Origin of the sequence: Sinorhizobium saheli (genome assembly GCF_001651875.1) — a bacterium.
In the GTDB taxonomy this organism is placed as follows: Bacteria; Pseudomonadota; Alphaproteobacteria; order Rhizobiales; family Rhizobiaceae; genus Sinorhizobium; species Sinorhizobium saheli.
Window position 1 is genome coordinate 37115 of record NZ_LNQB01000062.1, and the last position, 24279, is coordinate 61393.

Here is a 24279-nt window from a genome sequence, read left to right on the forward strand (position 1 = left end):
GGTCATCGAGATGGTCAAAAGGACTTCCGCGGGCGTCCCGACATCGACAATGGCCTGTGCCGCGTATCCGTAAGTCATGTGAGACCGCCCGTCTTCGCCCCGTGTTCCCCAGCGCCATGGCGATGTCCGCCGTGGCCATGGAAGAGGTGCATCAGCGGGCAGGCAAGCAGCAGCAGGTAGGGTGCGAGGCCCAATGCGTGTTGCCAGTGCTCGCGAAGAACGAAGAATGCGGCGATCACAGCGAGCGAGGCGGCGAACAGTATCCATCTGCGGTCTAAGGTCATATCCGAGCACTCCTCAATCTGAGCGAATTGCCGATCACGCTGACCGACGAGAGCGCCATGGCGGCGGCTGCGATGATCGGCGACAGCAGAAGGCCGAGGGCGGGGTAGAGCACGCCAGCCGCAACCGGGACGCCAGCGGCGTTGTAGATGAAGGCGAAGAACAGGTTCTGCCGGATGTTCCGCATCGTCGCGTGGCTGAGCTGCCGCGCCCGTACAATGCCTTGCAGGTCCCCCTTGAGCAGCGTCACACCCGCGCTCTCGATGGCCACATCCGTCCCAGTTCCCATCGCAATGCCGACGTCGGCGGCGGCGAGCGCCGGGGCATCGTTGACACCGTCGCCCGCCATGGCGACGATCCTGCCTTCGTTACGCAGACGGGCGACGATCTCGCTTTTATGCTCTGGCAGGATTTCCGCCTCGACCTCAGTGATGCCAAGCTTGCGAGCGACGGCATTGGCTGTGGTCTTGTTATCCCCGGTGAGCATCACAACGCGCACGCCGTCCTTAAGCAGTGCCTCGACGGCGGCGGGTGTCGTCCCCTTGATCGGGTCGGAGATCGCAAACAATCCGCTTAAACGACCATCAATGGCGGCGAAGATGACGGTCGCTCCTTCGCCGCGCAGCTCCTCCGCCTTTTGCGAAAGGGCAGAGACGTCCACCCCTTCCTCGGACATGATCCGGTGGCTGCCGATAATCAGCCTGCGGCCTTCCACATTACCCGTCACCCCCTTGCCAACCGGGCTGTCGAAGTCTTCCGCCTTTCCGAGTGCCATCCCGCGCTCGTTGGCGGCCTCGACGGTTGCCGCCGCAAGTGGATGCTCGCTCGACCGCTCCAGCGTGGCTGCTAGTCGCAGCAGCTCATCCTCGGATATCCCGCTTACGGCCACGACTGATGTAACCTTCGGTCTGCCCTCGGTCAGGGTGCCCGTCTTGTCGACGACGAGCGTGTCGACCTTTTCGAAGCGTTCGAGCGCCTCGGCGTTCTTGATCAACACACCGACACTTGCACCCTTGCCGACGCCGACCATGATCGACATCGGCGTGGCGAGGCCGAGCGCACAGGGGCAGGCGATGATCAGCACCGCCACTGCGGCGACCAGCCCATGGGTGAAGCGGGGTTCCGGCCCGACAGCCATCCAGGTGGCGAAGGCGATAATAGCGATCAGAATGACAGCAGGAACGAACCAGCCAGAGACTTCGTCGGCCAGGCGTTGGATGGGAGCGCGAGACCGTTGGGCCTCGGCGACCATGCGGACGATCTGCGACAGCATGGTGTCGCGGCCGACCTTGCCCGCTTCCATGACGAAGCCGCCCGTCTTGTTCATCGTGCCACCGATCAGCTTCGCGCCAACCTCCTTGGTGACCGGCATCGACTCTCCGGTGATCATCGATTCATCGACCGAACTGCGGCCCTCCAGGAGTGCCCCGTCAACGGGGACCTTCTCACCGGGACGGACGCGCAGCCGGTCACCGACCACGACGGCTTCGAGCGGCACGTCCTCGTCGCTGCCATCGCCGCGGATGCGGCGGGCGGTTTTTGGCGCAAGGTCGAGCAGTGCGCGGATCGCGCCGCCCGTTTGCTCACGCGCCTGCAGCTCCAGAACCTGTCCGAGCAGGACGAGAACGGTGATGACGGCGGCCGCCTCGAAGTAGATCGCAACCGAACCTTCCTCGGCACGGAACGTCGCCGGAAACAGACCGGGGAAGACGGTGGCGACCACGCTGTAAACCCAGGCCACGCCCGTGCCCATGGCGATCAGGGTGAACATGTTCAGGTGTCGGGTGACGAGGGACCGCCAAGCCCGCTCGAAGAAGGGAGCACCTCCCCAAAGCACGACAGGCGTTGCAAAGACGAGTTGCAGCCAGTTCGAAGTCTGGGGGCTGACCATCATATGCAGATCGAAAAGGTGGCCTCCCATTTCCAGGATCAGGACGGGAATGGTGAGCGTCAGTCCGATCCAGAACCGCCGCCGCATTTCGACAAGTTCCGGACTGGGACCCGTTTCGGCGGTGACTACTTCGGGTTCGAGGGCCATACCGCAGATTGGGCAGTTGCCGGGACCGATCTGACGCACCTGGGGATGCATCGGGCAGGTGTAGATCACGCCTTCCGTCAGCGCGACACGCGAACCCTCCGCTTGAGCGGTCGGGACGTGCTCATTTGTCCGACTGTGACGATGGCTCGGATCAATACCCATCCCGGCATGGTATTCATTTCAGCAGTCAATTGTTTGACCAACATCAATCTCCTGCTCCACGGTTCCGCGTATGCTGCGGGCTCTAATCGGAGGGCAGTAGGATGCTGGCCAGAGATGCTATGAACAGAAAGGTGCTGTCGATCAGCCCCGATCACAGCGTAAGTCACGCAGCGCGCACGATGCTCGAGGCCGGAATAAGCGGCCTGCCTGTATGCGACGACCAGGGTAGGCTCATTGGCATATTGTCGGAGGGCGACTTGTTGCGGCGTGCGGAGCTGGGGCTGGTTGCGTGGGACGGCACTGGGCGCGCCGGAGCGAAGCCGGAAGCGTTCATCAAGGGGCATAGCTGGCGTGTGGGCGACGTGATGACGCAGCCTGTTGTCACGGTTGATGAAGATGTGCCCCTCGGCCGCGTCGCTGAACTCATGGCTGCCAAAAGGATCAAGCGAATTCCGGTCATGCGAGGGGAAGAGATGGTGGGCATCATCACGCGCCGCGATGTCCTTCGCACCATTGCCGCCTCTGGGCCTGATGTTATCGCTGTCGGTAATGAGGCGGTGCGGCGGGCGGTCCTGTCGCGGCTTTGTTCCGACCTCGGCCTCGACAGGGGGGCGATAGACGTGACGATCGAGAACGGAAACGTCAGTTTGTGGGGAGTGGTCGAAAGCGAGGTATTGCGGGAAGCGGCCCGCGTCGCTGCCGAAACGATCAGCGGTGCCGGCGGCGTGCGGAACAGGCTGCGAATTGTTGCGAACTGAGCGCCCTTCCATGCGATGCCGGGTCCCGAATTAGATTATGTCCGAGGGCACTTCTGTCGAGTCTGCACGATATCGCTGAAGCGGACCGTTGCACTCCGCCCGTACATTGTCGGGGATCATATTCGATCGCCGCCCGTTGTGCTTCCGGATGTCTCCATCGTCTGGACGAAGGACGGAAGGAAATGCAGAACGGTCGTCTCATTCTGATTTTGAACGGCGGCTCCTCCAGCCTGAAGTTTGCCGTTTGCGAAAGTGCGGGTTGTGGATCTTGGATCTTGCGCGGCCGGTTCGAGCGCATAGGCACGTCAGGCACGCTCTTCGTCGTGACGGAAGGCCGGACGGAGACTTGCCACGACGCCGGATCGATCAATCATGGTACCGCTACAAGCTTCCTGCTTGGCTGGCTGGAGAAACGTCTTGGGCTCCTATCGATTGCGGCGGTGGGCCACCGCGTTGTGCATGGCGGGATGAAATATCAGGCACCTGACGAGATCGATGATGCCATGATCGCCGAACTTCGTCGGCTGCGGCCTTTTGCACCCGAACATCTACCGACGGAACTCGACATCATCTCCGCATGTACCGAGCGCCTTGAGGGCGTTCTCCAGGTCGCCTGTTTCGATACCGCCTTCCACCGGGACATGCCGGCCGTCGCGCGAATGCTTCCAATTCCAAGACGGTTCAATGCGGAAGGGGTAGTGCGATACGGCTTCCACGGCATCTCCTACACACACATTCTGGAAAGTGTACGCCGTGACGCCCCGGAACGGGCGACAACGGGCCGCTTGATTTTCGCCCATCTCGGAAACGGGGCGAGCCTCGCCGCGGTCAAGGACGGCAAAAGCATCGATACGACGATGGGGTTCACGCCGGCGGCGGGCATTCCGATGAGCACGCGGTCCGGCGATCTTGACCCCGGCATCTTTCTCTACCTCGTCAGGAACTCAGGCGTCGACGCGGATAGTTTCGACCGAATGATGAATCATCGGGCGGGACTTCTTGGCGTCTCGGAAACCAGTGGCGACCTGCGCGATCTTCTCGACCGCGAGGAAAGCGATGGCAGGGCAGCCGAGGCAGTGGGCCTCTTTTGCTACAGCGTCAAGAAGCAGATTGGCGCCTATGCGGCTGCGTTGGGAGGACTCGATGTCCTGGTTTTCACCGGAGGTATCGGACAGCATTCCCCAGTGATCCGCCAACGGATCTGCGACGGCCTTGGGTTTCTAGGCATCGAGCTCGACCCGACACGCAATGCCTCCGCCAAGCCCGTCATTTCTGCTGCCGGCGCAGACGTCGAGGTTCGCGTGATCGCCGCCGACGAGGAAGCCGTCATTGCAGCAGCAGTCAAAGATATCCTCACCAGAAAGGAGCCTTCCCGATGACCGCCCCCCTGTCGAACGACCTTCTGGAGCGGATGGATGCCTATTGGCGAGCCGCCAACTACCTTTCCGTCGGCCAAATCTATCTTCGTGACAATCCGCTCCTGAAGCAGAAGCTGACGCTGGCACATGTAAAGCCGCGCTTGCTCGGCCACTGGGGCACCACGCCAGGCTTGAATTTTCTCTATGTCCACCTGAACCGGCTGATCCAGGCACATGACCTGAACATGATCTATGTCACAGGGCCGGGTCACGGCGGCCCCAGTCTTGTTGCGAATACCTATCTTGAAGGAACCTATTCCGAGATTTATCCCGAGGTCGGCCAGGATGAAGCGGGCCTCATGAAACTCTTTACGCAGTTCTCCTATCCGGGGGGCGTCCCGAGCCACGTGGCGGCAGAAGTGCCGGGATCGATCAATGAAGGCGGCGAGCTTGGCTACTGCCTGATGCATGCCTATGGCGCCGTCTTCGACAATCCTGACCTGATCGCCGCCTGCGTCGTCGGCGATGGAGAGGCAGAGACGGGAGCGCTCGCGACGAGCTGGCATTCCAACAAGTTCCTCAACCCGGCTCGAGACGGCGCGGTTCTGCCGATCCTGCATCTCAACGGCTACAAGATCGCCAATCCCACCGTTCTTGCCCGCATCAGCCATGAAGAGCTGGAGGCTCTGTTCCGCGGCTATGGCTACGGGCCGCTGTTCGTCGAGGGATCCGATCCGCGGCAAATGCACCAGCTTATGGCGGCAGCGCTCGACGAGGCCCATGGGCGGATCGTCGAAATCCAGCGCCAGGCGCGCAACGCGGGATTCTCCGGTCGCCCTGCCTGGCCGATGATCGTCTTCCGCTCGCCGAAGGGCTGGACGGGGCCGCGGGAAGTCGACGGCAAGCAGACCGAGGGCTCCTGGCGCTCGCATCAGGTGCCGCTTGCGAAAATTGCGGAAGTGCCGGAACACCTCGGGCTTCTCGAAGACTGGCTCAAGAGCTATCGCCCCTGGGAACTGTTTGACGAGAGCGGCCGACTGCGCGCCGATTTGAGGAGCCTCGCGCCGCAGGGCGAGCGTCGAATGGGAGCAAATCCCCATGCCAACGGCGGTGTTCTTCTAAGAGATCTCAACTTGCCGGATTTCCGCCACTACGCGGTGGAGGTCAATAATCCGGGTTCCCAGACAGCGGAATCAACCCGCGTCGCGGGTCTTTATCTTCGTGACGTCATAAAGCTCAATGTGGAAGAGCGGAATTTCCGGATCTTCGGGCCGGACGAAACGGAGTCAAACCGCCTGTCGCCGGTTTTCGAGGTAACAAGTCGCGCCTTCACCGGCGAGATTTTGGAGACCGATACTCAGCTATCTCCTAACGGCAGGGTGATGGAAGTGCTGAGCGAACATCTCTGCCAGGGTTGGCTGGAAGGCTATCTGCTGACAGGCCGGCACGGCTTTTTCTCATGCTACGAAGCCTTTATCCACATCGTCGACTCAATGTTCAATCAGCACGCAAAATGGTTGAAGGTGTGCCAAGACATTCCCTGGCGGAGGCCGATCGCGTCTCTCACCTACCTGCTGACCTCCCATGTCTGGCGTCAGGACCATAACGGCTTTTCGCATCAGGATCCCGGTTTCATCGACCATGTTGCGAACAAGAAAGCCGACATCATCCGCGTCTACCTTCCGCCGGATGCGAACTCGCTTCTATCGGTCGTCGACCATTGCCTGAGGAGCCGCGACTACATCAACGTGATCGTCGCCGGCAAACAACCTCAGTTGCAGTGGATGGACATGGGCTCGGCCGTGGCGCACTGCCGAACCGGTCTCGGCATCTGGGAATGGGCGTCCAATGACGATGGCGATCCGGATGCGGTCGTCGCCTGCGCCGGCGACGTGCCGACAATGGAGTCGCTCGCCGCCGTCATGGTCCTGCGGGAGGCGTTTCCGGCGCTCAGGCTGCGGGTCGTCAACGTCGTCGACATCATGGCGCTGCAGGCCCCCAGCCAGCATCCGCACGGCGTAGCCGATGATCTTTTCGACCGGATGTTCACGACCGACAGGCCGGTGATCTTCGCCTATCACGGCTATCCCGCTCTTATTCACCGGCTGACCTACCGCCGCGCCAACCATGCCAACTTCCATGTCCATGGCTACCAGGAGGAAGGGACGACGACGACGCCATTCGACATGACCGTTCTCAACGGACTTGACCGTTTCCATCTCGCCAGGGCGGTGGTCGATCGGGTCCCCTCGCTAGCCGCGTCGCGCGAGGAGTTCGCGCGTTTCGTCGAAGACAAGCTCGCTGAACACGACGCCTACATCCGCGAGAATGGAGAGGACTTGCCGGAGATCCGGAACTGGCGATGGCTTATTCGGGAGGTTGATGCATAGGGCGACGTCTGCCTTAGCCAGCAGCTTCCAGCTGCCAACCCGAGCGCCACGATGCCGAGCGGCATGATGTGCGGTGACATGATGGGCGGCATGATCCGCATGATGACCGGCGGACAAAATCCCATGGGCATGATGGCCGGTCAGGCACCTGTGGGGCAGACCGGCATGAGCGCGATGGCGCAGATGACGGCCCCTGAACACATCGAGGGGCGTATCGCCTTCCTGAAAACGGAGCTCAAGATAACCTCTGAGCAGGAGGCCTTGTGGAGCGCCTTCGCTGAGGTGCTGCGATCGAACGCTCGCGGCGCACAGGATGGGATGATGCAGATGCCTGGCGGAATGGAAGGGGCGAGCCGAGCCGTTGAAAGCCCATTGCAGCTTATTGAACAGCGGCACCTTAGCCAACAGGCTCGAAAGCATACGCAAGTTGAAAGGCGCCCTCGCTCCTCTCTATCAGTCGCTCAACAAAGCGCAGAACCAGATGGCCGACAGGCTGCTTGTGCCTCCAATGATGGGATTTATGTAAGATTTTGCGCAAGCGGCTGCTCTCGGGCAGTCTGCGAGCGTTGCGGGCGCTATCGGCGAGCGGCAGCTTCGGGTCGAACTTTGCCATTCCTCATCGTCGCGAATGGGTCCACTACGCCGAAAGCGCGAGCAAACCCCAGTGGCCGAGTGTCGCCTACCTCCACAAACCGTTGGGCGCGCGGTGCGCAATGGAGGCGTTCTCGTTCTGTGCTTCGAAAAAATCGCATAATGGGGCAGAGGACTGCAATGAGGTCCCGCGCGATCCTTTGATCGAGCACGCGGATGAAGTGATCATCACGGATATTTCATTGTGCGGTGCAGCAACAAATCTGGTCCAGCCACGTTGTTACCCGGTCGCGCCACCCCGCCGCTGACGCAAGGAGATATCCACTCATGAGAACCCTATCCGATACACTTGCAAGGATCACCCGGCTGAGGACAGGCAAAGCCGAGCATCTGCACGCCCGCAACAGGCTTTCCACGCTGACGAATTTCGGTCCGAACCCAGGTGCATTGAAGGCCAAATATTATCTGCCGAAGAACCTGGCGAAGAGACCGGCCCTTGTCGTGGTCCTGCACGGATGCACGCAGATGCCGACCGACTATGATGCCTGCTCGGGCTGGTCGAAACTGGCCGACAAACACGGTTTCGCACTGCTCTACCCGCAACAGGTACGCGACAATAACGGCAATCTCTGCTTCAACTGGTTCTTGCCCGACGATATCAGGCGCGAAGAGGGCGAGGCTCTTTCCATTCGGCAAATGATCCAGACAATGTGCTCGAGGCACAAGGTCTCCAGTGAAAGGATATACGTCACGGGACTGTCCGCCGGCGGCGCAATGGCGAATGTCTTGCTTTCGACCTATCCCGAGGTCTTTGCCGGCGGGGCGATCATCGCCGGCCTCCCATACGCAACCGCGCGGACGGTTTCGGAGGCGTTCGAACGCATGCGGGGGCAGGGCGTCCCGAAACCGCGAGAACTGCGCGCCAAAGTGCGGGCGGCATCCGGCCATTCGGGACCATGGCCGACAATCTCCGTCTGGCACGGAACAAGGGACAGCACGGTTGCCGAAGTGAACGCGCGCGCAATCGTCGAACAGTGGCGCGGAGTGCATGACTTGGGCGCGGCGCCGACGGTCACCGAAACGATCGACGGGCAGATGCGTAAGGTCTGGAAGGACAATGACGGACGGGAGCTCGTCAGCTTCTACAGCATCGAAGGCATGGGGCACGGGCTGCCGCTCGACGTGGCGAGTGGCTATGGAAAGAGCGGTCCCTACATGCTCGACGTTGGTATATCGTCGACCGCCCATATTGCCCATTCATGGGGACTGACGCGAAAACGGGACAAAGCGAAGCCGCCTTCCGCATCCTCTTCAAATGCGGATCGTTCATGCTCGGCTCAGAACAAAGTCCGGAACGTCATCGAGAATGCACTTCGATCGGCCGGACTGATGCGCTGAGGGGGCTTCGCTCGAGGCGACAGGAACGGCCTTAATCCCCGTATTTAAGCCTGACGACGGGACGCTTCCAAGAAGGACGATCATCGCTATCCGTTCAAATCGGACAAAGACAACTACCCGTCGAGGTGTCGCCATCCTCACACTTCTATCAGCTCTCTGGCGGGTCGACACCGTGGAGGTGGATTCGCTTTCCCTGGATTTCCAGGGTGTCGCCGTCGATGACGGACGCGCGCCCGGTTATCGGATCGGCGGCAGCGACAGGCATGCATAATGAAGCGCCGAGCGCGAAAGCGACGGCTAGCAACGGGAAAAGCTTCATAGAACAGGTTCGGTCGGATCAAGAATGTCGGCGGTGTCGTTCCTTGGCGAGCCGACCTTGCGGTCGATTGGCCACATGGTCATCAACTCGGCTGGGAACGGCCGCATCAGATTGTGCGGGTCCGGCTCGGGCGACAGCCAGCGCTCATAGTCCTCCCGGTGCAGGATGCCCGGCATACGGTCATGGATCGTCGCCATCATCTCGTTCGGCGGGCAGGTGATGACGCAGAAGGTGCAAATATCTTCGCCGGTCTCCGGATTGCGCCAGCTCTCCCAGATGCCGGCGAGCGCGAACGGCTCGCCCGACTTCATGGCGATCGCATAGGGCTGCTTGTTCTTTCCCGTCCCGAAGATGTCCTTCCACTCGAAAAAGCCGTCGGCCGGGCTTCTGCTCCTTGATCCAGCCTGGGATCAAGCCCCAGCGGGCACTGACGAAGGTGGGGCCGAAGACGTCCGGGTCGCGGACCACGTCGCGGATGATGATGGGGTAATAGAGCGACGGCGCGCCGTTATAGCGCGGGAACTGGTTCGCCAGCCCCTCGACACGTTCGCGCTGCGCGAAAGAGAAGTTGCGCAGCAGCTCGCCAAGCGTGCTCTTGATGTAGATGCGTCCGCACATCGGCTTTCCTCTCCAGACCGCAAGGGTATCGTGGCTGCCTGCTGCGTCAACTCGCAGATCAGCGCGTAACCTTTCCGACCTTGATCACATTGCCATTCCTGTTCCTGCACTTCGAGCAGCGCAGCTTCCGCGCCAACGGCAGGATTGGTTGCTTCGCCCCGAATTTCTTTACCAAGGCGCACCGATCCAATCTGCTTTCGCGGCCGCACGCGCGGCACTCGCAAAAGAGCTCGTACCACCGTAGATTTGCGAAGGTGATTTCTTCTGGAGAGCCGGCCGGCGCCGCCGCACCGTCGCCCGGCTCGATCGAGAGAGCAATCCCTCCTTGGCAAGCATGGTGCTTCCGTAATTCAACTTGCAGCGGTCGTAGAACTTGTTCGTCGTCCTCTTACAGCCGTTCGCCAGTGCAAGTTCCGTCAGCAAGCCCGGCATGCTTCGCTCACCGATCCGCTCCAGCATTGTCTTTGAATCGTAGATTCTGCTGATACCGCCTTCGCATTCAATCCGGATCTTTTCACCGGTGAATTCCGAAAGCCACCAGGATCCCGATCTAGGCATGGCGCGGCTTCCATTCCGGCCGGTGCTCGAAGCAGAACCAGGTCGGCGCGGACTTGCCGACGGCAAAGCCGAAGCCACCCCATTTCTCACAGCCGGGGTGTTCACAATAGTGCTCGTAGAGTGCGGTGTCGTTGCGCCGATCTGCGGCACTTTCGTCGCTCATCATGAGCTCCTTGCCGTCTCTCTGTCGTGTGCCGGTTTCCAGCCACGGGTGAAACCCAGACTCATCGCTATTTCGGCGAGCGCGAGTTGTTCGCGGAGGTACTTGCAGTCGGCGAGGAGAGTGCGGATCGTCGCCTCCGCATCGCCGCCATGCCAAGCCAGCGCGGCGGCGACATCATCCAGCCAATCGTCGTACTTCTCGATGTCGGATCGACCCTTTACGGCAGACATGGCTTTTCCTCCCCCGCGGACACGAGGTTGTGGCTCTTTAAAAATTGTCAGATGGCGGCGCCAGCGCCGACGGAATGTTCCTATTATGTTCTAATTCCGGCGGGAGTCAATGCGGCTTCTGCGGCATTGAAATTACGAGGAGCTGCCTAGGGCGGAGCGGGGAGGGAGGCGTACGGAGTTCGCCTCTATGACTTCTTGCGGCTCGACTTTTTCTCCAGACTCTCCTTGAGAGCCGACATAAGATCGATGACGTTGCCAGTGTAGGTCGGCTCGTCGCCCTTGCCTATCGGCTTGGCCCCCTTCTTTGCCGACTTGCGCTTGCTCTCGATGATTTCCTTGAGCTTTTCCTGCACCGGGTCGCGCACCATGTTCGGATTCCACGGTTTGCTGCGCTCCTCGATCAGCGTGGTGACGAGGCTCATCAGTTTGGGATCGTTGTCCCCATCGCCGATTTCGTCGAAGTAGTGCTCCGGCTTTCTGACCTCGTCGCCATAGCGCAGCGTCCAGACGACGATCCCCTTTCCGCACGGCTCCAGCATAACGGCGCGCTCTCGGCGGCCGATCACGAGCCTCGATATGCCGGCGACCTTCTCGGCCTCCATGGCGTCGCGGATGACGCTGAACGCTTCATGCCCGACCTCGTCCGACGGCGACAGATAGTGCGGCTTCTCGAGCCAGACCCACTCGATCGTGTTACGCGGCACGAACATTTCGATGTCGATGGTCCTCGCACTTTCGAGGGCGACGCTCTCCAGTTCCTCGTCCTCGATCACGAGGAAGTCGTTTTCGCCGCGCTCATAGCCCTTCGCCTCGTCTTCTTCCCTGACTTCCTTGCCAGTCTCCGCGTCGACATATCTCGAGACGACGCGATTGTTCGTCTTGCGGTTCAGGGTATGGAAGCGGACCTTCTCCGATTCGCTGGTCGCCGGCATCATCGAAACAGGGCAGGTGACGAGCGAGAGCTTGAGGTAGCCTTTCCAGTATGGACGTGGGGGCGCCATCGTTCACCTCCCTTAGCTTGCTCGACGCCGCTGGGCGGGCGCGCTCTTTGCGGTTGCCTTCGACTTGGCCTTCGCAGCGGTCGAGCGTGTCGCCTTCTCCCTGCCTTTAGCCGAGCTTGCCTTGCTTTCGCGCTTCTTCGACGGTGCAGGGGGCTTCATGCCGGAGGCGCTCTGACGGAGAGCCTCAAGCAGTTCGTTGCCTTTCGAGACCTTCGGAGGAGCGCGCTTCGGAAGGGATTTGCCTTCGAGTTTGGCTTTGATCAATTCGGCGAGCGCCGCTTCATACCGATCGTCGAACTCCTCAGCCGAGAAGGTTCCCTTCTTCATGCCGATGATATGCTTGGCGAGGTCGAGCATCTCGCCCTTGATCTTGATGTCGGGGATTTCCTTGAAGGCTTCCTTGGCGCTCCGGACCTCATAATCGAAGTTGAGCGTGGTGGCGATCAGCCCCTTGTCGTGCGTGCGGAGCAAGACGGTGCGCATCCGCCGGAAGAGGACCGTCTGGGCGACGGCGGCGACCTCCTTCTTGCGCATGCCGTCGCGCAGCAGCGCATAGGCCTCCGCGCCCATCTTGTCCGGTGTCAGATAATAGGGCCGGTCGAAATAGACCTTGTCGATGTCGTCGCAGGAAATGAAGGCCTGGACATGCAGGGTCTTGTCGCTCTCCGGTACCGCGGAGGCAACTTCCTCCGGCTCGAGAACGACGTATCTGTCGTTGTCGAGCTCGTAGCCCTTGACCTGGTCTTCCTTCTCCACCGGCTTGCCGGTAACGCCATCGACGAATTCACGGCGCACCCGGTTTCCGGTTTTTCGGTTGACGGTGTGGAAGGAGATCCGTTCGGAAGTCGACGTGGCGGTGTAAAGCGCCACCGGTGCGGTCACCTCGCCGAATCGAATATATCCCTTCCATTGGGCTCGTGCCGCGACTGCCATTGTCTCGCTCCTGCCGCAGTATGCGGGCTCGCGAGTCAACCGAATCGCTTTCTTATTTGTTCCGGCTCAAAAACAGATCTTTTCAAGGATTTTCGAATTGAAGCTCACACACCGCGACGTCGTCTTGGCGGACGGCTCATTGTGAATGCATCCGGTTTTATCCTGCGCTCGATTTCTTTCCAGGTGACGGGTGCCGCGACGGGAAAGCCGGAGCGAGCTCTGGGCGAATAGGTGCCGACGGCGGTGGTGCCGCGGCCATTCCTGAGGTAATCGAGGAAAAGTCTGCCGGGCCGGTGCGAAAGCTGCGCGGACGTAACATAGCGATCGGGATCGCTGCTGGCGAACTGCTGCGCCAGGCGTTTCGCATAAGCGTGCACCGCATTGTGGGTCATCTTCTGCGGCAGAGGGGCCATGAGATGAACGCCCTTGCCGCCGGTCAGTTTCGGCCAGGTCTTGAAGCCCTCGGCGTCGAGCAGGTCCCGCAGCCGAAAAGCAGTGTCGACGACGAACTCCCACTCGATGCCTTCGCCGGGATCCAGGTCGAATATCAGTGTATCGGCGTGTTCGATATCGTCGACGGTCGCCGCCCAAGGATGCAGTTCAACGACACCAATTTCGACAAGGCCCAGCAAGCCGGCGAGATCATCGACCCATAATCGGACTCCTTCGCCGCCCTCGCGCTTCTCGATACGGAGCTGATGAACCTCCGGTGGGATCGGTGGCAACGGACCCTTGTGGTAAAAGGTGGTGCCGTTGACGTGCCGGACCAACTTCAGAGGCCGGCCGCCGAGGAAGTGCAGCGCGCGGTCGGAAGCACGCGTCCAATATGAGACGAGTTCCTCTTTCGATGGCACGACCGCATCCGGCAGGAGCTGCAAGATGTTCTCGCGGGGAACCTGGCTGGACGCCGGCGCGGCTGCCGTGGACTTCGCTGGCATTGAACTGGGTTCTTTCTGCAGGCCTTTGAAAACCGGCTCGCGCAACAGGCCGTCATCGGTCACGCCGCCGTAAGCGACCTCAGCGCAGACTTGCGGTTCGACCCAGGTCGCCTTCGGCTTTTTGATCGGGTGGGAGAGGGGACTCGTGCCGATGATCAGCGGATCGAGCCGCTGCCGTACCGCGCGCGCGGCCGCGAGGGTGTAGCCCGTTTGCGCCTTGCCGGCATAGACAAGGCGGTCGCCCTCCCAGCGTCCGAGATAGAGCGAGGCAATTCTCCGCGGCTGCGCGCCGAGCTTTTCCACGAAGGCGATGATGGGAAACGCCGCGCGCTTTGTGCACTTCGTCTTCGTCCAGATCTCCTGCCGTCCCGATCGGTATGGCGCATCCTTGCGCTTGGACACGATCCCTTCCAGGCCCATCATGCAGGCCTGCTCATAGACCTCATCTCCTTCATGGATGTCGAGATGGTCGACATAGGCGACGGCGCCGGGGCGGTCGCCGATGAGCTCCCGCAGCACACGCTTGCGCTCGATGAGGGGCATACGGCGGAGATCGTATCCGTCCAAATAGAGCAGGTCGAAGGCCTGAAACGTCAGGCGCGGCGATGCGCTCTTCGCGAGCTCGCGCCGGAGTGCTTGGAAATCGGGAAGGCCGGTCTTGCCGAAGACGGTGGCCTCGCCGTCCATCACCAGGTCATGGTCGGCGAACTCCTCCGCAGCCATCGCGATTGAATTGAACTCCTTGGTCCAGTCGAGACCGCTTCGTGAGTAGACGGTGGCCTTGGCGTCGTGCAGATGGAGTTGCGCGCGGTAGCCATCGAACTTGATCTCATGCAGCCAGCCCGGACCGTCCGGCGGCCGCCTCTTTAGGGTTGGGTGACAGGGTTCAATAAAGGTTGGGAATGCGGCTTTCTTTGCACCGATATTGGCCAGACGACGGAAAGGGGCTGCTTGGCTGCCACCTTGCGGCTGCGCGGTTTTGGCACGCCGATCCAAGACATGCCTCCATGTTCTGAACTGAGCGATTCAATCCTCACAGCCGGGAATCGTTCCCGACATTTCTTCGAATCGAAGGGATGCAACGGATTCGCACTTGAGCGAGTTTAGTCCCGGGGCATCGCGTTGTTTGGCGGCGCTGGCGGCGAGGGTCGCCCCAACGGAGCGTCTACATGGCACAGAGCATCAACCGAAAGCTGATGAAGGTCAGGGCAGACCTGTCGCCAGCTGAATACGAAAGGGCGGGGCGAGAGCTCGATAAGATCGAGGAGACCTATGGCGAACGTGATTTCCTGAAATCGGAGATCGTTCGTTACCTGCGCTCGGTACGTCGATGTCGGTGCGGACGGGTCTGAGTAGGGCAATGCCAGCAGAAGGCCCCGCTCTGGGGCACCGGAAAGCGCGCTAACGCGCCTCTCGACTCCGGCTACACCGCCCCACCGGTAACTGGATTCACCTCAGGTTTCTCACTCGTGTCCTTGGCGCCAGGAGCCTGCACCGTCGGCGGTGCGATGGATTCCTCGTCTCGGTGCTTTTTCCGAGCTGCGGGCTGGTGCACGTCTTTGGGCTTTCCCTGCTCTGGCTTAGCGTTGGTGTCTTTGGTGGTCATTTGCCGTTCTCCTTTGGAGAGGAGAACGGGACAGGCGGTGAGGGGTTCCTTGCGGCCCTATGGCGTCAGCGACGTCTACTTCTGCCATCGGCGCCACATGACGAGAAGCGAGACGGCGATATGGTCAACTTGGGCGAGCGAAACGTGCGCTTCAGACCAAGACCTGTCGGAGCCCCCAGCCAACTGAGCTTCCGCGACCGGTCGATCCTTCCGGTTCCCATCCGTCGCGAGAGGGTGGTGAGCGGTCATCCGAGGCTGGCAGGCGGAACGGTCGAATTGTGGACCAAGCGGTCATTCGCTTTTCCCGCCTCTGTCCGCCGCATCAGCTTTCGGGCCAGACAAGCGACCGGTGCAGTTGCGCCCCGGCCCATGCGCCATCGCCGACCGCAAGGGAGACCGAATGCGGCACGCGCGCGACATCGCCGCAGGCGAAAACACCGGGAATGCTGCTCTCCTTTGCCTCGTTCGTGCGAATCTGGATCCCCATCGGGGTCTCCATCAACGCGCAGCCCATCTGTTCGGCGACCGGGGTCGCGGCGCGCAGCGCGAGGCGATGAACAGCCCGGCAAAAGGCAGCCGCCGACCATCGGCCAAACGCACGTCGGCATCGTCTTCGATTCGTTCGACGGGCGTTTCCTCGATCGCGACACCGCGCCGCGCCAGATTCTGTCTCGCCTCAGCTTCAAGCGACACGGCATCGTTGGTCAGAAAGGTCACCGCGCCCCACTCGGGCAAGAGCTGCGCCTGATGGATTGACATCGGCCCGGCCGCAATCACCCCGATGCGGCCTCGGTCAAGCTCGTAGCCGTGGCAATAGGGGCAATGGAATACGGTCCTGCCCCATCGCTCGGCCAAGCCGGGCACCGCAGGAAGCCGATCCGAAACGCCGGTTGCAAACAGCAGCCGCCGGGCGGCATGCACCTCGCCATTCTCCATGGCAACGCTGAAATCGTCCTTGCTGCCCGAAGCCGTAGCGACTCCCCCGTCGGCCCATGTCAATGTCGGATAGGCCTCCAGTTGTCGGCGCGCGATGGCCGCGATCTTGGCGGGGTCAACGCCGTCCTGCCCCAGGAAGCCATGTGAGTGGCTAGCAAAGCGGTTGCGCCGCTGTCCCGCATCGATCACCAGCACGGTCCTGCGCGCACGCAGAAGCTGCAGGGCGGCTGCCATCCCGGCATAGCCGCCCCCGACAACGATCACATCATGCATGTCTTAGTCCTTCTGTTTCCGCCTGTCTGCGTGTCGCCGCGCGAAATCGGCGGCCAGATCGGCGATGGTGACGTGGGCGAAACGCTCGAGCAGCAAGGCCTCGGCCTCGGCGAAGGCATCGTCCAGCGCGGCATTCACCGACTGCTCCACCAGGCATTCCGGGGTCTCGTTTCGGTTGCCAATGGCGAAGATCGCCGGTTCGCCAAGTGCCTCGTGCAACTGCCGCAGGGTGACGGCCGAAAGGTCGACAGCGATGCGCCAGCCGCCAGCATGCCCGCGATCGGAGGAGACCAGCCGCGCCTTGCGCAAGAGTCCCATCGTCCGCCGCACGACGACCGGATTGGTGCCGAGGCATTTGCCCAATGCTTCTGAAGTCATCGGGCCGTGATGTTCGGCCATGTGCAGCAGAGCATGCAGGACAGAGGAGAGGCGACTGTCGTGTTTCATGTAACTTACATTGTTACATTTCTCGCAAGAGTCAAGCGCGAAGCTCACCTTAGGCTCCTGGACAAACATCCCCGGCTCCAGTGGGCTGATCGTGGCCGACGCATGTTCCGGCCGCGGTGTCTTCTTGGGCTGGTCTGAACCTTCTCAATCTGGTCTCTCTGCCACACTCGCGAACGCAAGTGCGATGTCGTCCTGTGTGAGATCCTGCATTGCTTTGTGGATCGACACATGCGTCGTTCGTGCCCCCTGCATCACAAGCACCACCGTCTCCTTCGGCGGGCAGCCAGGCACATGACAAGCGAGCTCGTTGACGGAGACGACCGCATCGTCGGGCAGCGTGAGCACCTCGCGCGTCCATTGTTTGATGGCGCGTGCCCGGCCCACGACGGCGGGCGCACCCCGCGCCAGGGGGTTGATGAAGGCGTTGTTCATGCAAGTCTCCGCTGTTTTCTTGCCGAACGCGGCGCTACGACGTCGAAAAGGTCGCGGATCGGCTTTGCGGGCATATCCTGTCCGATCAAAACGACGCGGGTGCGACGATCGTCGTTTGGCCAAGCTTCGAGACGCTGGAGGGGATAGAGCCGGTGTTGCACCGCGTGCGCGACCAACGGGCAATCCGGATCGTCGGCAAGTGCGAATATGCCCTTTAGCCGCAGCAGGCCGGATTCGATATTGCTCGTCACGATGTGGAGGAAGGTTTCGACCGCATGCCGCTCGAGCGGAAGATCATTGGTGAGGCTGAACGCCTGGATTTCGTCCCCGTGGCGGTTCGGATCATGCTTATGGTCGGGGTGAGATGCGAGGGCCTCCATCGCAAGCCAGCCATCCACGTCTTCGCCCTTGCCGTTGAGCGAATAAGCACGTTTGCCGAACAGAGCGGCTAGATCGAAACCCGGCCCATGTCGGTCATGATATTGGGCGGCCGGGTTCAACGCGCCGAGTTCCGCGGCCCAATCGCGACCGTCGCCAATGACATCGGTTTTCGTGAGAATGACATGATCGGCGAAGGCAAGCTGCTTCCAGCCCTCGAGGAAACTATCGAGGGTCGCGCGACCGTTCAGGACGTCGAAAGCCGTGATAACCTCAGCGAGGTAGAAGTGAGCCGCGACGACATGGTCCCTCAGTCCCATGGCAGGCGCGCCTCCGGGAATGAGGCTGTTGACGATCGGAGCGGGATCGGCAAGTCCGGTGGTCTCGACGACTACGTGCGAAACCGGAGGAATCTCGCCTCGAAGCCGTGCCTCGTGCAGTTCGTGCAAGGATATGCGGATGTCGCTGGTCGCCGTGCAGCAGATACAGCCGCTCGTGGTGCGGAAATAGGTTTCAGAACCGCTGCGGACCAGGTGGTGATCGATGGGGACCGTGCCGAACTCATTGATGAGAACCGCGGCGGCGGCCATCCGGGGATGGGCAAGAATCTCGTTCAGGAATGTCGTCTTACCGGAGCCGAGAAAGCCCGTCAGTAATGTCACAGGCACCGGGTCGTAGATTGGCTTCATCCCATCCTCCGTTGTGCCCCGCGCTGGTTGTGCCGCTTGAACAGTCCGCCAATCACGTCGCGATCGCCTCTCACATTGGTTCACACGGGTGGTTCGCACGGCTTGCCCGGCCCTGCCGGGCAAGCCGCTCGATCAGCTTCCGAGAATGGCAGCCTTGATGGTGTTTACGTTGTAGCGGAACATGTCGATGTAGGTGGATGCCGGACCGTCTTCGCCGGACAGCGCATCGGAATAGAGCGTGCCGCCGACCTTCAGACCGGTTTCGCCGGCAATCTGCTCGACAAGGCGCGGATTGGTGATGTTCTCGACAAAGATTGCAGAGGCCTTTTCTTCCTTTACTTGGTCGACGAGCCTGGCGACGTCGGCGGCGGAAGCCTCCGCTTCCGTCGATAGGCCCTCGGCCGCGATGAACTTCAAACCGTATTCGTGCGCGAAATAACCGAACGCATCATGCGACGTGATGATGGTGCGCTTGTCCTGTGGGATGACGTTGATTGCCGCCTTTATCTCCGTCTCCAGTTCGCCGAGTTTGGCGAGATAAGCTTCAGAGTTGGCAGTGTATGTCGCGCAACCAGCCTTGTCGGCCTCGCAGAAGGCGTCGGCAATGTTCTTCACGTAGATTTCGGCGTTGTGGATCGACTGCCAGGCGTGCGGATCGAACTCGCCATGATGGTGATGACCTTCATGGCCATGGTCGTCGCCGGCATCGGCATGTTCCTCGGCTTTATGGTCTTGATCGAGCCCGGCCTTCGCATGCTCCTCGCCTTCGTGATGAGCATGCTCTTCCTCGGCAGCCTTCAGCGGTTCGATGCCCTTGCTTACCTCGATGACGGGAGCCGTGGTACCGCTCGTCTCGATCAGGCGCGACATGAAGCCTTCGAACTGAAGACCGTTGACCAGAACAACGTCCGCCTGCTCCAGGGCAGCCGCATCGGCCGGGCGCGGCTCGTAGACGTGGGTATCGCCATCGACCGGTACGAGCGTCGAGATTTCAACCCGATCGCCGCCGACGTTCTTCGCGAAATCGGCAATGATGGAGAAGCTTGCGACCGCTTTTAGCTCGGCAGCAGACGCGCTGGAAGCGAGGCCGCCAAGCGTCAGCAGGCCGGCATAGGTTGCGAGGTGTAGTGTCCTGAACATCGAAATCTCCTTTTGTTGATCAGGCGGATTATGGCGGCGCGACGGGAGCGCGCTCGCAAGCACGCCTCTTCGACCAAAAAATGCGGACAGGATGTAAGCGACCCCGGCGAGCATGATGATGAGGTCCGGACGGCATCGATGCGTGATAGGAAAGGAGAAGGCCGCCGAGCGACGAAACCACGGCTATAGCGATGGCGATCAGGCACAAGGTGCGAACATCGTTCGACCAGAAGCGGGCTGCCACCGCCGGCAGCATCATCAGGCCGACTGACAGCAGCGTGCCCAAGGCCTGAAACCCGCCGACGAGATTGAGGACGACCAACACCAAGAACAGGAAGTGGACTGGGCCGCCGATCCGGCTCACCGAGCGCAAGAAAAGAGGATCGAGGCATTCCGCGACGAGCCCGCGCCAGCAGAAGCCGACGGCGAGGAAGGTGACGGCGGCGATGCTTACGATCAAGCCGATCGCTTCGTCATTCAGCGCGAGTACGGAGCCAAACAGGACATGCATCAGATCGACGCTGGACCCACGCCATGAAACGAGGAGGACGCCCACGGCGAGTGAGATCAGGTAGAAGGCCGCCATCGAGGCGTCCTCCTTCTGGACCGTGAAGCGCGACACAAGGCCGGAGCCGAGTGCAACGACCAGCCCAACCACCAATCCGCCTATCGTCATCGGCAGGATGTCGAGGCCGAAGAGGAGAAAGCCGAGTGCCGCCCCTGGCAGGATGGCATGTGACATTGCATCGCCGGTCAGGCTCATGCGTCGAAGCATCAGGAACACGCCCACCGGCGCGCAACTGACCGATAGAACCACCGAGCCAAGCAGGGCGCGCTGCATGAAACCGTATTGGACGAAGGGGCCGACCACGGCGTCATACATGGGCGGCAACCCTTTGCTTCGGTTCATCGTCCTGCCTAGCAACAGAACTGGAATTCGACCGTTCGTCCTCACACCATCCGGCCGTCTCGTCCCAGGCCTCGTGGAAATTTCGCGCGCGCCGCAGGTTTTCAGAGGTCAAAACCTCCGACGTCGACCCCCAAGCCACCAGCTTGCGGGCGATCAACAGTGTCTGTCGAAAATGCTCGCGCACGAGAGCATGATCGTGGAGGACGCAGAGCACCGTTCGCCCCTCCGCGGCCCACTCCTTGATCAGACATAGGAGATCGCCGACCGTCCGCTCGTCCACTGCGTTGAAGGGCTCGTCGAGCAGGATGAGATCGGCATTCTGGAGCATGGTGCGCGCAAACAAAGCGCGCTGCATTTGCCCCCCGGACAGACTGTCGAGAGGGCGCTTCTCAAAGCCGGTCAGTCCGACGGCATCGAGGCACGCGGCAAGTTTCGCCCTGTCTCTCCGCGTAATGCGGCCCAGCAATCCCCTATCCTGCCAGAAACCAAGTGATACCAGGTCGACAACGCGCGCCGGAAAGGTGCGGTCCAGCTCCGATTGCTGCGGAAGATAGGCCAGCCGCCCGAAGTGCTGCTCGCAAGTGCCGCTGATCGGCATCAGGATGCCTGCAATCCCCTTCATCAGGGTCGACTTGCCTGATCCATTGGCGCCGACGATTGCAGTCAGAACACCGCGCTCGGCAGTGCCACTCAGATGGTGAACAGCAGCACGGCCCTGATAGCCGAGCGTCAGATTTTTGAATTCCAGGCAAATGTCGCTCATCGCGTCCTCAGGGATTGACAGCGACTGCATATGTAATGTTATTACGTTCGTCAATCGAAATGTAACGTAATAACGTATCTGCTGGATCGTGAAATAGCCGCGACGTGAGCCCGGTCTGAGAGCCCGTTAATTGAGGAGATCAATATGTCGAAGCAGACCGAGCCAACCCCCGTCACCGTGCTTACAGGCTACCTTGGCGCGGGCAAGACCACCCTTTTGAACCGCATCCTCACCGAACCGCACGGCAAGAAATTCGCGGTCATCGTCAATGAATTCGGCGAGGTGGGGATCGACAATGATCTGATCGTCGATGCGGACGAAGAAATCTTCGAAATGAACAACGGCTGCATCTGCTGCACGGTGCGCGGCGACCTTGTCCGCATCATCGAAGCGCTGATGCGCCGCCGGGACCGGTTCGACGGCATACTCATTGAAACGACCGGCCTTGCCGACCCCGCGCCCGTGGCGCAGACCTTCTTCGTCGATGAAGACGTTCGGTCAAAGACACGCCTCGATTCGATCATCACCGTTGTCGATGCCAGGCATCTCCTCGGCGAGATCGACCGGGCGCATGAGGCGCAGGAACAACTGGCATTTGCAGATACCATCATCCTTAACAAGATCGATCTCGTAACGGAGGAGGCGACAACCTCCGTCGAAGAGCGGATTCGGCGCATTAATCCGACAGCCGGCATTCTGCGCTCCGAGCGCTGCAATCTCGATATTGCGAGCCTTTTGGATCGAAAAGCCTTCGATCTCGACCGCATCCTGGAGGTCGAACCCGACTTCCTCGATGTGGAACATGGGCACGAACACGACGAGCATGTGACGAGTTTCTCACTCGTCGAGCGCATGCCGATGGATCCGAACAAGTTCTTCAATTGGCTTCAGAAAACAGTCCAAAACTTCGGCATGGACATGCTGCGCATGAAGGGGATCATCTCGTTTGCCGGCGATGATGACAGATATGTGGTTCAGGGTGTGCACATGCTGATGGAAGGCGATCATCAACGTCCCTGGAAGGTCGGCGAAGAGCGTGTGACGCGCCTCGTCTTCATCGGGCGCAACCTTCCGAGGGACATCCTTAGCGACGGCTTCTCCAGTTGCCGCGCGACCCGAGAAGCCGCCGAGTAACCGGGTGCAAACCTCCAATCGGAACAGCGTCAAGACTAAGGAAGGAATCCTATGAGATTGTCTCTCACCCGAAATCGCCTACTGACGGCAACGGCGGCGACCCTCGTGTTTGCGGCCCAGGGCGCGCTCGCCGAAGACCACGAAACGCAAGCAGCTTGGCGGATCTTCGTCGCCGATCATACGCAGCCGGTCGTTCGGGCCATCGACTTTTCTGACGGCAAGGAACTCGGCCGGTACGATTTGAAGGGCTATGCGGCATTGACGGCGAGCGCGTCCGGACAGACGGTGTTTGCGACGCAGTCGGATCATGACGTCGTGCATGTCATCAAGACCGGCATCGAGTTCTCCGATCATGGTGAGCATCGCGACCTCGGTGTGTCGGACGTTGCGCTTCTCCCGGTAACTTTCGAGGGAAAGCGCCCGGTCCATGTCGTGCCCCACGACGACCACGCGATCCTGTTTTACGATCGTGACGGCAAAGCCGACATTATCGACGAAGAGGCGCTGCTGGAGGGCAAGGCCAAGGTCCGCACGATCGATGCAACCAAACCCCATCACGGTGTTGCAGTCGCCTCAGGACGCTACGTGCTGATGTCGGTACCGGACACTGGGATCGAGACGAAGCCGGACGAATTGCCGCCGCGCGTCGGTCTGCGTGTGGTCGATGAAAAGGGCCAGCAGGTCGGCGATGTGGCCAAATGCACCGACCTTCATGGTGAGGCGACCTCAGCGCGCCTCGTCGCCTTTGGCTGCAAGGAGGGTGTCCTCGTTGCTCTCCCTGGCGGTATCGACGGGCCGAAGCTGGAAATGCTTCCCTATCCCGCTGATTTACCGAAGGGTTATACGGGAACCCTGTTGGGCGGCAAGGCGATGCAGTTCTTTCTCGGCAACTATGGCGAGGACAAGGTCGTGCTCATCGACCCGGACAATGCGCAACCGTTTCGATTGATCGAACTTCCGACCCGGAGGGTCGATTTCCGGCTTGATCCCGCGACGCCGCGCAATGCCTACATCCTGACCGAGGACGGCGATCTCCACGTGCTGGACGTGATCGAGGGCGAGATCGTTCGCAAGGGCAAGGTCACCGAGCCCTATAGCAAGGATGGCCATTGGCGCGACCCCCGTCCACGTCTGGCCGTGGCCGACGGTCAGATAGCAATCACCGACCCGCGGCACTCGCTCGTCCGAGTCATCGATGCCGAAACCCTCAAGGAGACACGCACGATCGCAGTCGAAGGCCAGCCGTTCTCGATCGTCGCTATCGGTGGTTCGGGCGCATCGCACTGAAGCGACGACGCGGGGTCCGGAACTGGAACTGCAGTTCCGGACCATTCTAAACCTGTTCCGGAGATGAAGATGCCGCCGGCGATCCATGCCGAAGACCTGAAGCTGACCAAGAATCAGAGCCTGGTGCTCGCGGTGTTGCAATCGTCCGAGCAACCGCTTAGCGCCTACAGTATCCTCGATCGTCTGCGCGAACACGGACTGAAGGCGCCGCTCCAGGTCTATCGAGCGCTCGACAAATTATTGGACACAGGCCGAGTCCATCGTCTGGAGAGCATGAACGCGTTTGTCGTCTGCTGCCACTCCCGCCGCGGACAAATCCATCCGCGGATCACGGCTTTCGAGATCTGCGAGGCCTGCGGCAGGGTCAACGAATTCCACGATACCAGGATCGAGGATGCGCTGACGCGCCACGCGAGGGGCAGCGGCTTCAAGATCAGGACCACGACCATTGAGGTCCATGGCCTCTGTGCCGAATGCCGTTAACCCGCAACAGGGGTCAACGCTCCTCCGCCCGATTTGTGTGTTACTTCCTAAAGGATCTGCAACC

The 24279-nt window shown here is 60.9% G+C and carries 23 protein-coding genes and 4 pseudogenes; 9 read left to right on the forward strand and 18 right to left on the reverse strand.

What is annotated here, in order from left to right; translation table 11 throughout:
- Positions 1-74: 74 nt before the first annotated feature.
- Together ATB98_RS06565 and ATB98_RS06570 are read right to left on the reverse strand one after the other, a co-directional pair.
- On the reverse strand, positions 75-284 hold the full coding sequence (locus ATB98_RS06565; protein WP_066870829.1) for a DUF2933 domain-containing protein: 210 nt from the start codon (positions 282-284) through the stop codon (positions 75-77).
- Complete coding sequence (locus ATB98_RS06570) at positions 281-2482, reverse strand: copper-transporting P-type ATPase (protein ID WP_066870832.1); 2202 nt, start codon at positions 2480-2482, stop codon at positions 281-283. The genes ATB98_RS06565 and ATB98_RS06570 overlap by 4 nt, the downstream gene beginning before the upstream one ends.
- Positions 2483-2583: 101 nt before the next feature.
- On the opposite strand from ATB98_RS06570, the gene ATB98_RS06575 reads away from it, so the two are divergent.
- The 5 genes from ATB98_RS06575 to ATB98_RS06595 all read left to right on the forward strand — a co-directional run bounded on the left by ATB98_RS06575 (position 2584) and on the right by ATB98_RS06595 (position 8977).
- A complete protein-coding gene (locus tag ATB98_RS06575; RefSeq protein WP_066870835.1) occupies positions 2584-3240 on the forward strand; it encodes a CBS domain-containing protein in 657 nt (218 codons plus the stop codon).
- Positions 3241-3422: 182 nt separating this feature from the next.
- Positions 3423-4619 (forward strand): acetate/propionate family kinase, encoded by a 1197-nt coding sequence (locus ATB98_RS06580; RefSeq protein WP_066870838.1) that lies wholly within the window; start codon positions 3423-3425, stop codon positions 4617-4619.
- Positions 4616-6988, forward strand: coding sequence for a phosphoketolase family protein (locus tag ATB98_RS06585; RefSeq protein WP_066870846.1), 2373 nt, complete (start codon positions 4616-4618; stop codon positions 6986-6988). The genes ATB98_RS06580 and ATB98_RS06585 overlap by 4 nt, the downstream gene beginning before the upstream one ends.
- Before the next feature lie 183 nt (positions 6989-7171).
- The gene (locus tag ATB98_RS29910; RefSeq protein WP_234781881.1) at positions 7172-7783 is read left to right on the forward strand and encodes a Spy/CpxP family protein refolding chaperone; all 612 of its coding nucleotides are present in this window, start codon (positions 7172-7174) and stop codon (positions 7781-7783) included.
- A gap of 123 nt (positions 7784-7906) precedes the next feature.
- The gene (locus ATB98_RS06595; RefSeq protein ID WP_066870849.1) at positions 7907-8977 is read left to right on the forward strand and encodes an extracellular catalytic domain type 1 short-chain-length polyhydroxyalkanoate depolymerase; all 1071 of its coding nucleotides are present in this window, start codon (positions 7907-7909) and stop codon (positions 8975-8977) included.
- A gap of 151 nt (positions 8978-9128) precedes the next feature.
- On the opposite strand, the pseudogene ATB98_RS29915 reads toward ATB98_RS06595, so the two are convergent.
- From ATB98_RS29915 to ligD, 8 genes and pseudogenes are all read right to left on the reverse strand, one after another.
- Positions 9129-9242: pseudogene (locus ATB98_RS29915) on the reverse strand (thermonuclease family protein); the annotation flags it as partial.
- A 50-nt stretch (positions 9243-9292) separates the two neighbouring features.
- Positions 9293-9914: pseudogene (locus tag ATB98_RS06600) on the reverse strand (SOS response-associated peptidase).
- A gap of 168 nt (positions 9915-10082) precedes the next feature.
- On the reverse strand, positions 10083-10472 hold the full coding sequence (locus ATB98_RS06605) for a hypothetical protein (RefSeq protein ID WP_066870852.1): 390 nt from the start codon (positions 10470-10472) through the stop codon (positions 10083-10085).
- Positions 10465-10635: a hypothetical protein gene (locus ATB98_RS29445; RefSeq protein WP_167354062.1), complete on the reverse strand. Its 171-nt coding sequence runs from the start codon at positions 10633-10635 to the stop codon at positions 10465-10467. Before ATB98_RS29445 ends, ATB98_RS06605 begins: the two co-directional genes overlap by 8 nt.
- Positions 10635-10865 (reverse strand): hypothetical protein, encoded by a 231-nt coding sequence (locus tag ATB98_RS06610; RefSeq protein ID WP_066870855.1) that lies wholly within the window; start codon positions 10863-10865, stop codon positions 10635-10637. Before ATB98_RS06610 ends, ATB98_RS29445 begins: the two co-directional genes overlap by 1 nt.
- A 185-nt stretch (positions 10866-11050) precedes the next feature.
- Positions 11051-11866, reverse strand: a complete 816-nt coding sequence (ku, locus tag ATB98_RS06615; RefSeq protein WP_066870858.1) for a non-homologous end joining protein Ku — start codon at positions 11864-11866, stop codon at positions 11051-11053.
- Positions 11867-11878: 12 nt separating this feature from the next.
- The gene (ku, locus tag ATB98_RS06620; protein WP_066870861.1) at positions 11879-12799 is read right to left on the reverse strand and encodes a non-homologous end joining protein Ku; all 921 of its coding nucleotides are present in this window, start codon (positions 12797-12799) and stop codon (positions 11879-11881) included.
- Between the two features lie 104 nt (positions 12800-12903).
- Positions 12904-14733, reverse strand: coding sequence for a DNA ligase D (gene ligD, locus ATB98_RS06625; protein ID WP_066870864.1), 1830 nt, complete (start codon positions 14731-14733; stop codon positions 12904-12906).
- Positions 14734-14906: 173 nt separating this feature from the next.
- Here ligD and ATB98_RS27870 point away from each other — a divergent pair, with 173 nt between their 5' ends.
- A complete protein-coding gene (locus ATB98_RS27870; protein ID WP_234781877.1) occupies positions 14907-15089 on the forward strand; it encodes a hypothetical protein in 183 nt (60 codons plus the stop codon).
- 71 nt (positions 15090-15160) lie between these two features.
- Here ATB98_RS27870 and ATB98_RS06630 read toward each other — a convergent pair whose 3' ends face one another.
- The 8 genes and pseudogenes from ATB98_RS06630 to aztA form a co-directional block, all read right to left on the reverse strand.
- Positions 15161-15343: a hypothetical protein gene (locus ATB98_RS06630; protein ID WP_066870870.1), complete on the reverse strand. Its 183-nt coding sequence runs from the start codon at positions 15341-15343 to the stop codon at positions 15161-15163.
- A 322-nt stretch (positions 15344-15665) separates the two neighbouring features.
- Positions 15666-16552 (reverse strand): annotated as a pseudogene (locus ATB98_RS06635) (NAD(P)/FAD-dependent oxidoreductase).
- A gap of 3 nt (positions 16553-16555) precedes the next feature.
- Entirely contained in the window at positions 16556-16999 is a 444-nt protein-coding gene (locus ATB98_RS06640; protein WP_066870872.1) for an RrF2 family transcriptional regulator, read from the reverse strand.
- Positions 17000-17143: 144 nt separating this feature from the next.
- The gene (locus ATB98_RS06645) at positions 17144-17431 is read right to left on the reverse strand and encodes a hypothetical protein (protein WP_066870875.1); all 288 of its coding nucleotides are present in this window, start codon (positions 17429-17431) and stop codon (positions 17144-17146) included.
- Entirely contained in the window at positions 17428-18498 is a 1071-nt protein-coding gene (locus ATB98_RS06650; protein ID WP_066870878.1) for a CobW family GTP-binding protein, read from the reverse strand. The genes ATB98_RS06645 and ATB98_RS06650 overlap by 4 nt, the downstream gene beginning before the upstream one ends.
- A gap of 132 nt (positions 18499-18630) precedes the next feature.
- Complete coding sequence (gene aztC, locus ATB98_RS06655) at positions 18631-19638, reverse strand: zinc ABC transporter substrate-binding protein AztC (RefSeq protein WP_066870965.1); 1008 nt, start codon at positions 19636-19638, stop codon at positions 18631-18633.
- Between the two features lie 30 nt (positions 19639-19668).
- A pseudogene (aztB, locus tag ATB98_RS06660) lies at positions 19669-20521 on the reverse strand (zinc ABC transporter permease AztB); the annotation flags it as partial.
- Positions 20514-21311, reverse strand: coding sequence for a zinc ABC transporter ATP-binding protein AztA (gene aztA, locus ATB98_RS06665; RefSeq protein ID WP_234781878.1), 798 nt, complete (start codon positions 21309-21311; stop codon positions 20514-20516). The gene aztA and the pseudogene aztB, both read right to left, overlap by 8 nt.
- Before the next feature lie 144 nt (positions 21312-21455).
- On the opposite strand from aztA, the gene ATB98_RS06670 reads away from it, so the two are divergent.
- From ATB98_RS06670 to ATB98_RS06680, 3 genes are all read left to right on the forward strand, one after another.
- Positions 21456-22445, forward strand: a complete 990-nt coding sequence (locus ATB98_RS06670; RefSeq protein ID WP_066870883.1) for a CobW family GTP-binding protein — start codon at positions 21456-21458, stop codon at positions 22443-22445.
- 51 nt (positions 22446-22496) lie between these two features.
- Positions 22497-23732, forward strand: a complete 1236-nt coding sequence (aztD, locus tag ATB98_RS06675; protein WP_066870885.1) for a zinc metallochaperone AztD — start codon at positions 22497-22499, stop codon at positions 23730-23732.
- A gap of 69 nt (positions 23733-23801) precedes the next feature.
- On the forward strand, positions 23802-24215 hold the full coding sequence (locus ATB98_RS06680) for a Fur family transcriptional regulator (protein WP_066870969.1): 414 nt from the start codon (positions 23802-23804) through the stop codon (positions 24213-24215).
- Positions 24216-24279 lie beyond the last annotated feature (64 nt).

Coding starts and splice junctions, on each gene's coding strand:
- ATB98_RS06605 (WP_066870852.1), bottom strand. CDS start 10,472: ATGCCTAGATCGGGATCCTGGTGGCTTTCGGAATTCACCGGTGAAAAG.
- ATB98_RS06610 (WP_066870855.1), bottom strand. CDS start 10,865: ATGTCTGCCGTAAAGGGTCGATCCGACATCGAGAAGTACGACGATTGG.
- ATB98_RS06630 (WP_066870870.1), bottom strand. CDS start 15,343: ATGACCACCAAAGACACCAACGCTAAGCCAGAGCAGGGAAAGCCCAAA.
- ATB98_RS06650 (WP_066870878.1), bottom strand. CDS start 18,498: ATGAAGCCAATCTACGACCCGGTGCCTGTGACATTACTGACGGGCTTT.
- ATB98_RS06640 (WP_066870872.1), bottom strand. CDS start 16,999: ATGAAACACGACAGTCGCCTCTCCTCTGTCCTGCATGCTCTGCTGCAC.
- ATB98_RS27870 (WP_234781877.1), top strand. CDS start 14,907: ATGGCACAGAGCATCAACCGAAAGCTGATGAAGGTCAGGGCAGACCTG.
- ATB98_RS06670 (WP_066870883.1), top strand. CDS start 21,456: ATGTCGAAGCAGACCGAGCCAACCCCCGTCACCGTGCTTACAGGCTAC.
- aztA (WP_234781878.1), bottom strand. CDS start 21,311: ATGAGCGACATTTGCCTGGAATTCAAAAATCTGACGCTCGGCTATCAG.
- ATB98_RS29445 (WP_167354062.1), bottom strand. CDS start 10,635: ATGAGCGACGAAAGTGCCGCAGATCGGCGCAACGACACCGCACTCTAC.
- ATB98_RS06645 (WP_066870875.1), bottom strand. CDS start 17,431: ATGAACAACGCCTTCATCAACCCCCTGGCGCGGGGTGCGCCCGCCGTC.
- ATB98_RS06565 (WP_066870829.1), bottom strand. CDS start 284: ATGACCTTAGACCGCAGATGGATACTGTTCGCCGCCTCGCTCGCTGTG.
- aztD (WP_066870885.1), top strand. CDS start 22,497: ATGAGATTGTCTCTCACCCGAAATCGCCTACTGACGGCAACGGCGGCG.
- ATB98_RS06575 (WP_066870835.1), top strand. CDS start 2,584: ATGCTGGCCAGAGATGCTATGAACAGAAAGGTGCTGTCGATCAGCCCC.
- ATB98_RS06570 (WP_066870832.1), bottom strand. CDS start 2,482: ATGGGTATTGATCCGAGCCATCGTCACAGTCGGACAAATGAGCACGTC.
- ATB98_RS06585 (WP_066870846.1), top strand. CDS start 4,616: ATGACCGCCCCCCTGTCGAACGACCTTCTGGAGCGGATGGATGCCTAT.
- ATB98_RS06580 (WP_066870838.1), top strand. CDS start 3,423: ATGCAGAACGGTCGTCTCATTCTGATTTTGAACGGCGGCTCCTCCAGC.
- aztC (WP_066870965.1), bottom strand. CDS start 19,638: ATGTTCAGGACACTACACCTCGCAACCTATGCCGGCCTGCTGACGCTT.
- ATB98_RS06595 (WP_066870849.1), top strand. CDS start 7,907: ATGAGAACCCTATCCGATACACTTGCAAGGATCACCCGGCTGAGGACA.
- ku (WP_066870858.1), bottom strand. CDS start 11,866: ATGGCGCCCCCACGTCCATACTGGAAAGGCTACCTCAAGCTCTCGCTC.
- ku (WP_066870861.1), bottom strand. CDS start 12,799: ATGGCAGTCGCGGCACGAGCCCAATGGAAGGGATATATTCGATTCGGC.
- ATB98_RS06680 (WP_066870969.1), top strand. CDS start 23,802: ATGCCGCCGGCGATCCATGCCGAAGACCTGAAGCTGACCAAGAATCAG.
- ATB98_RS29910 (WP_234781881.1), top strand. CDS start 7,172: ATGACGGCCCCTGAACACATCGAGGGGCGTATCGCCTTCCTGAAAACG.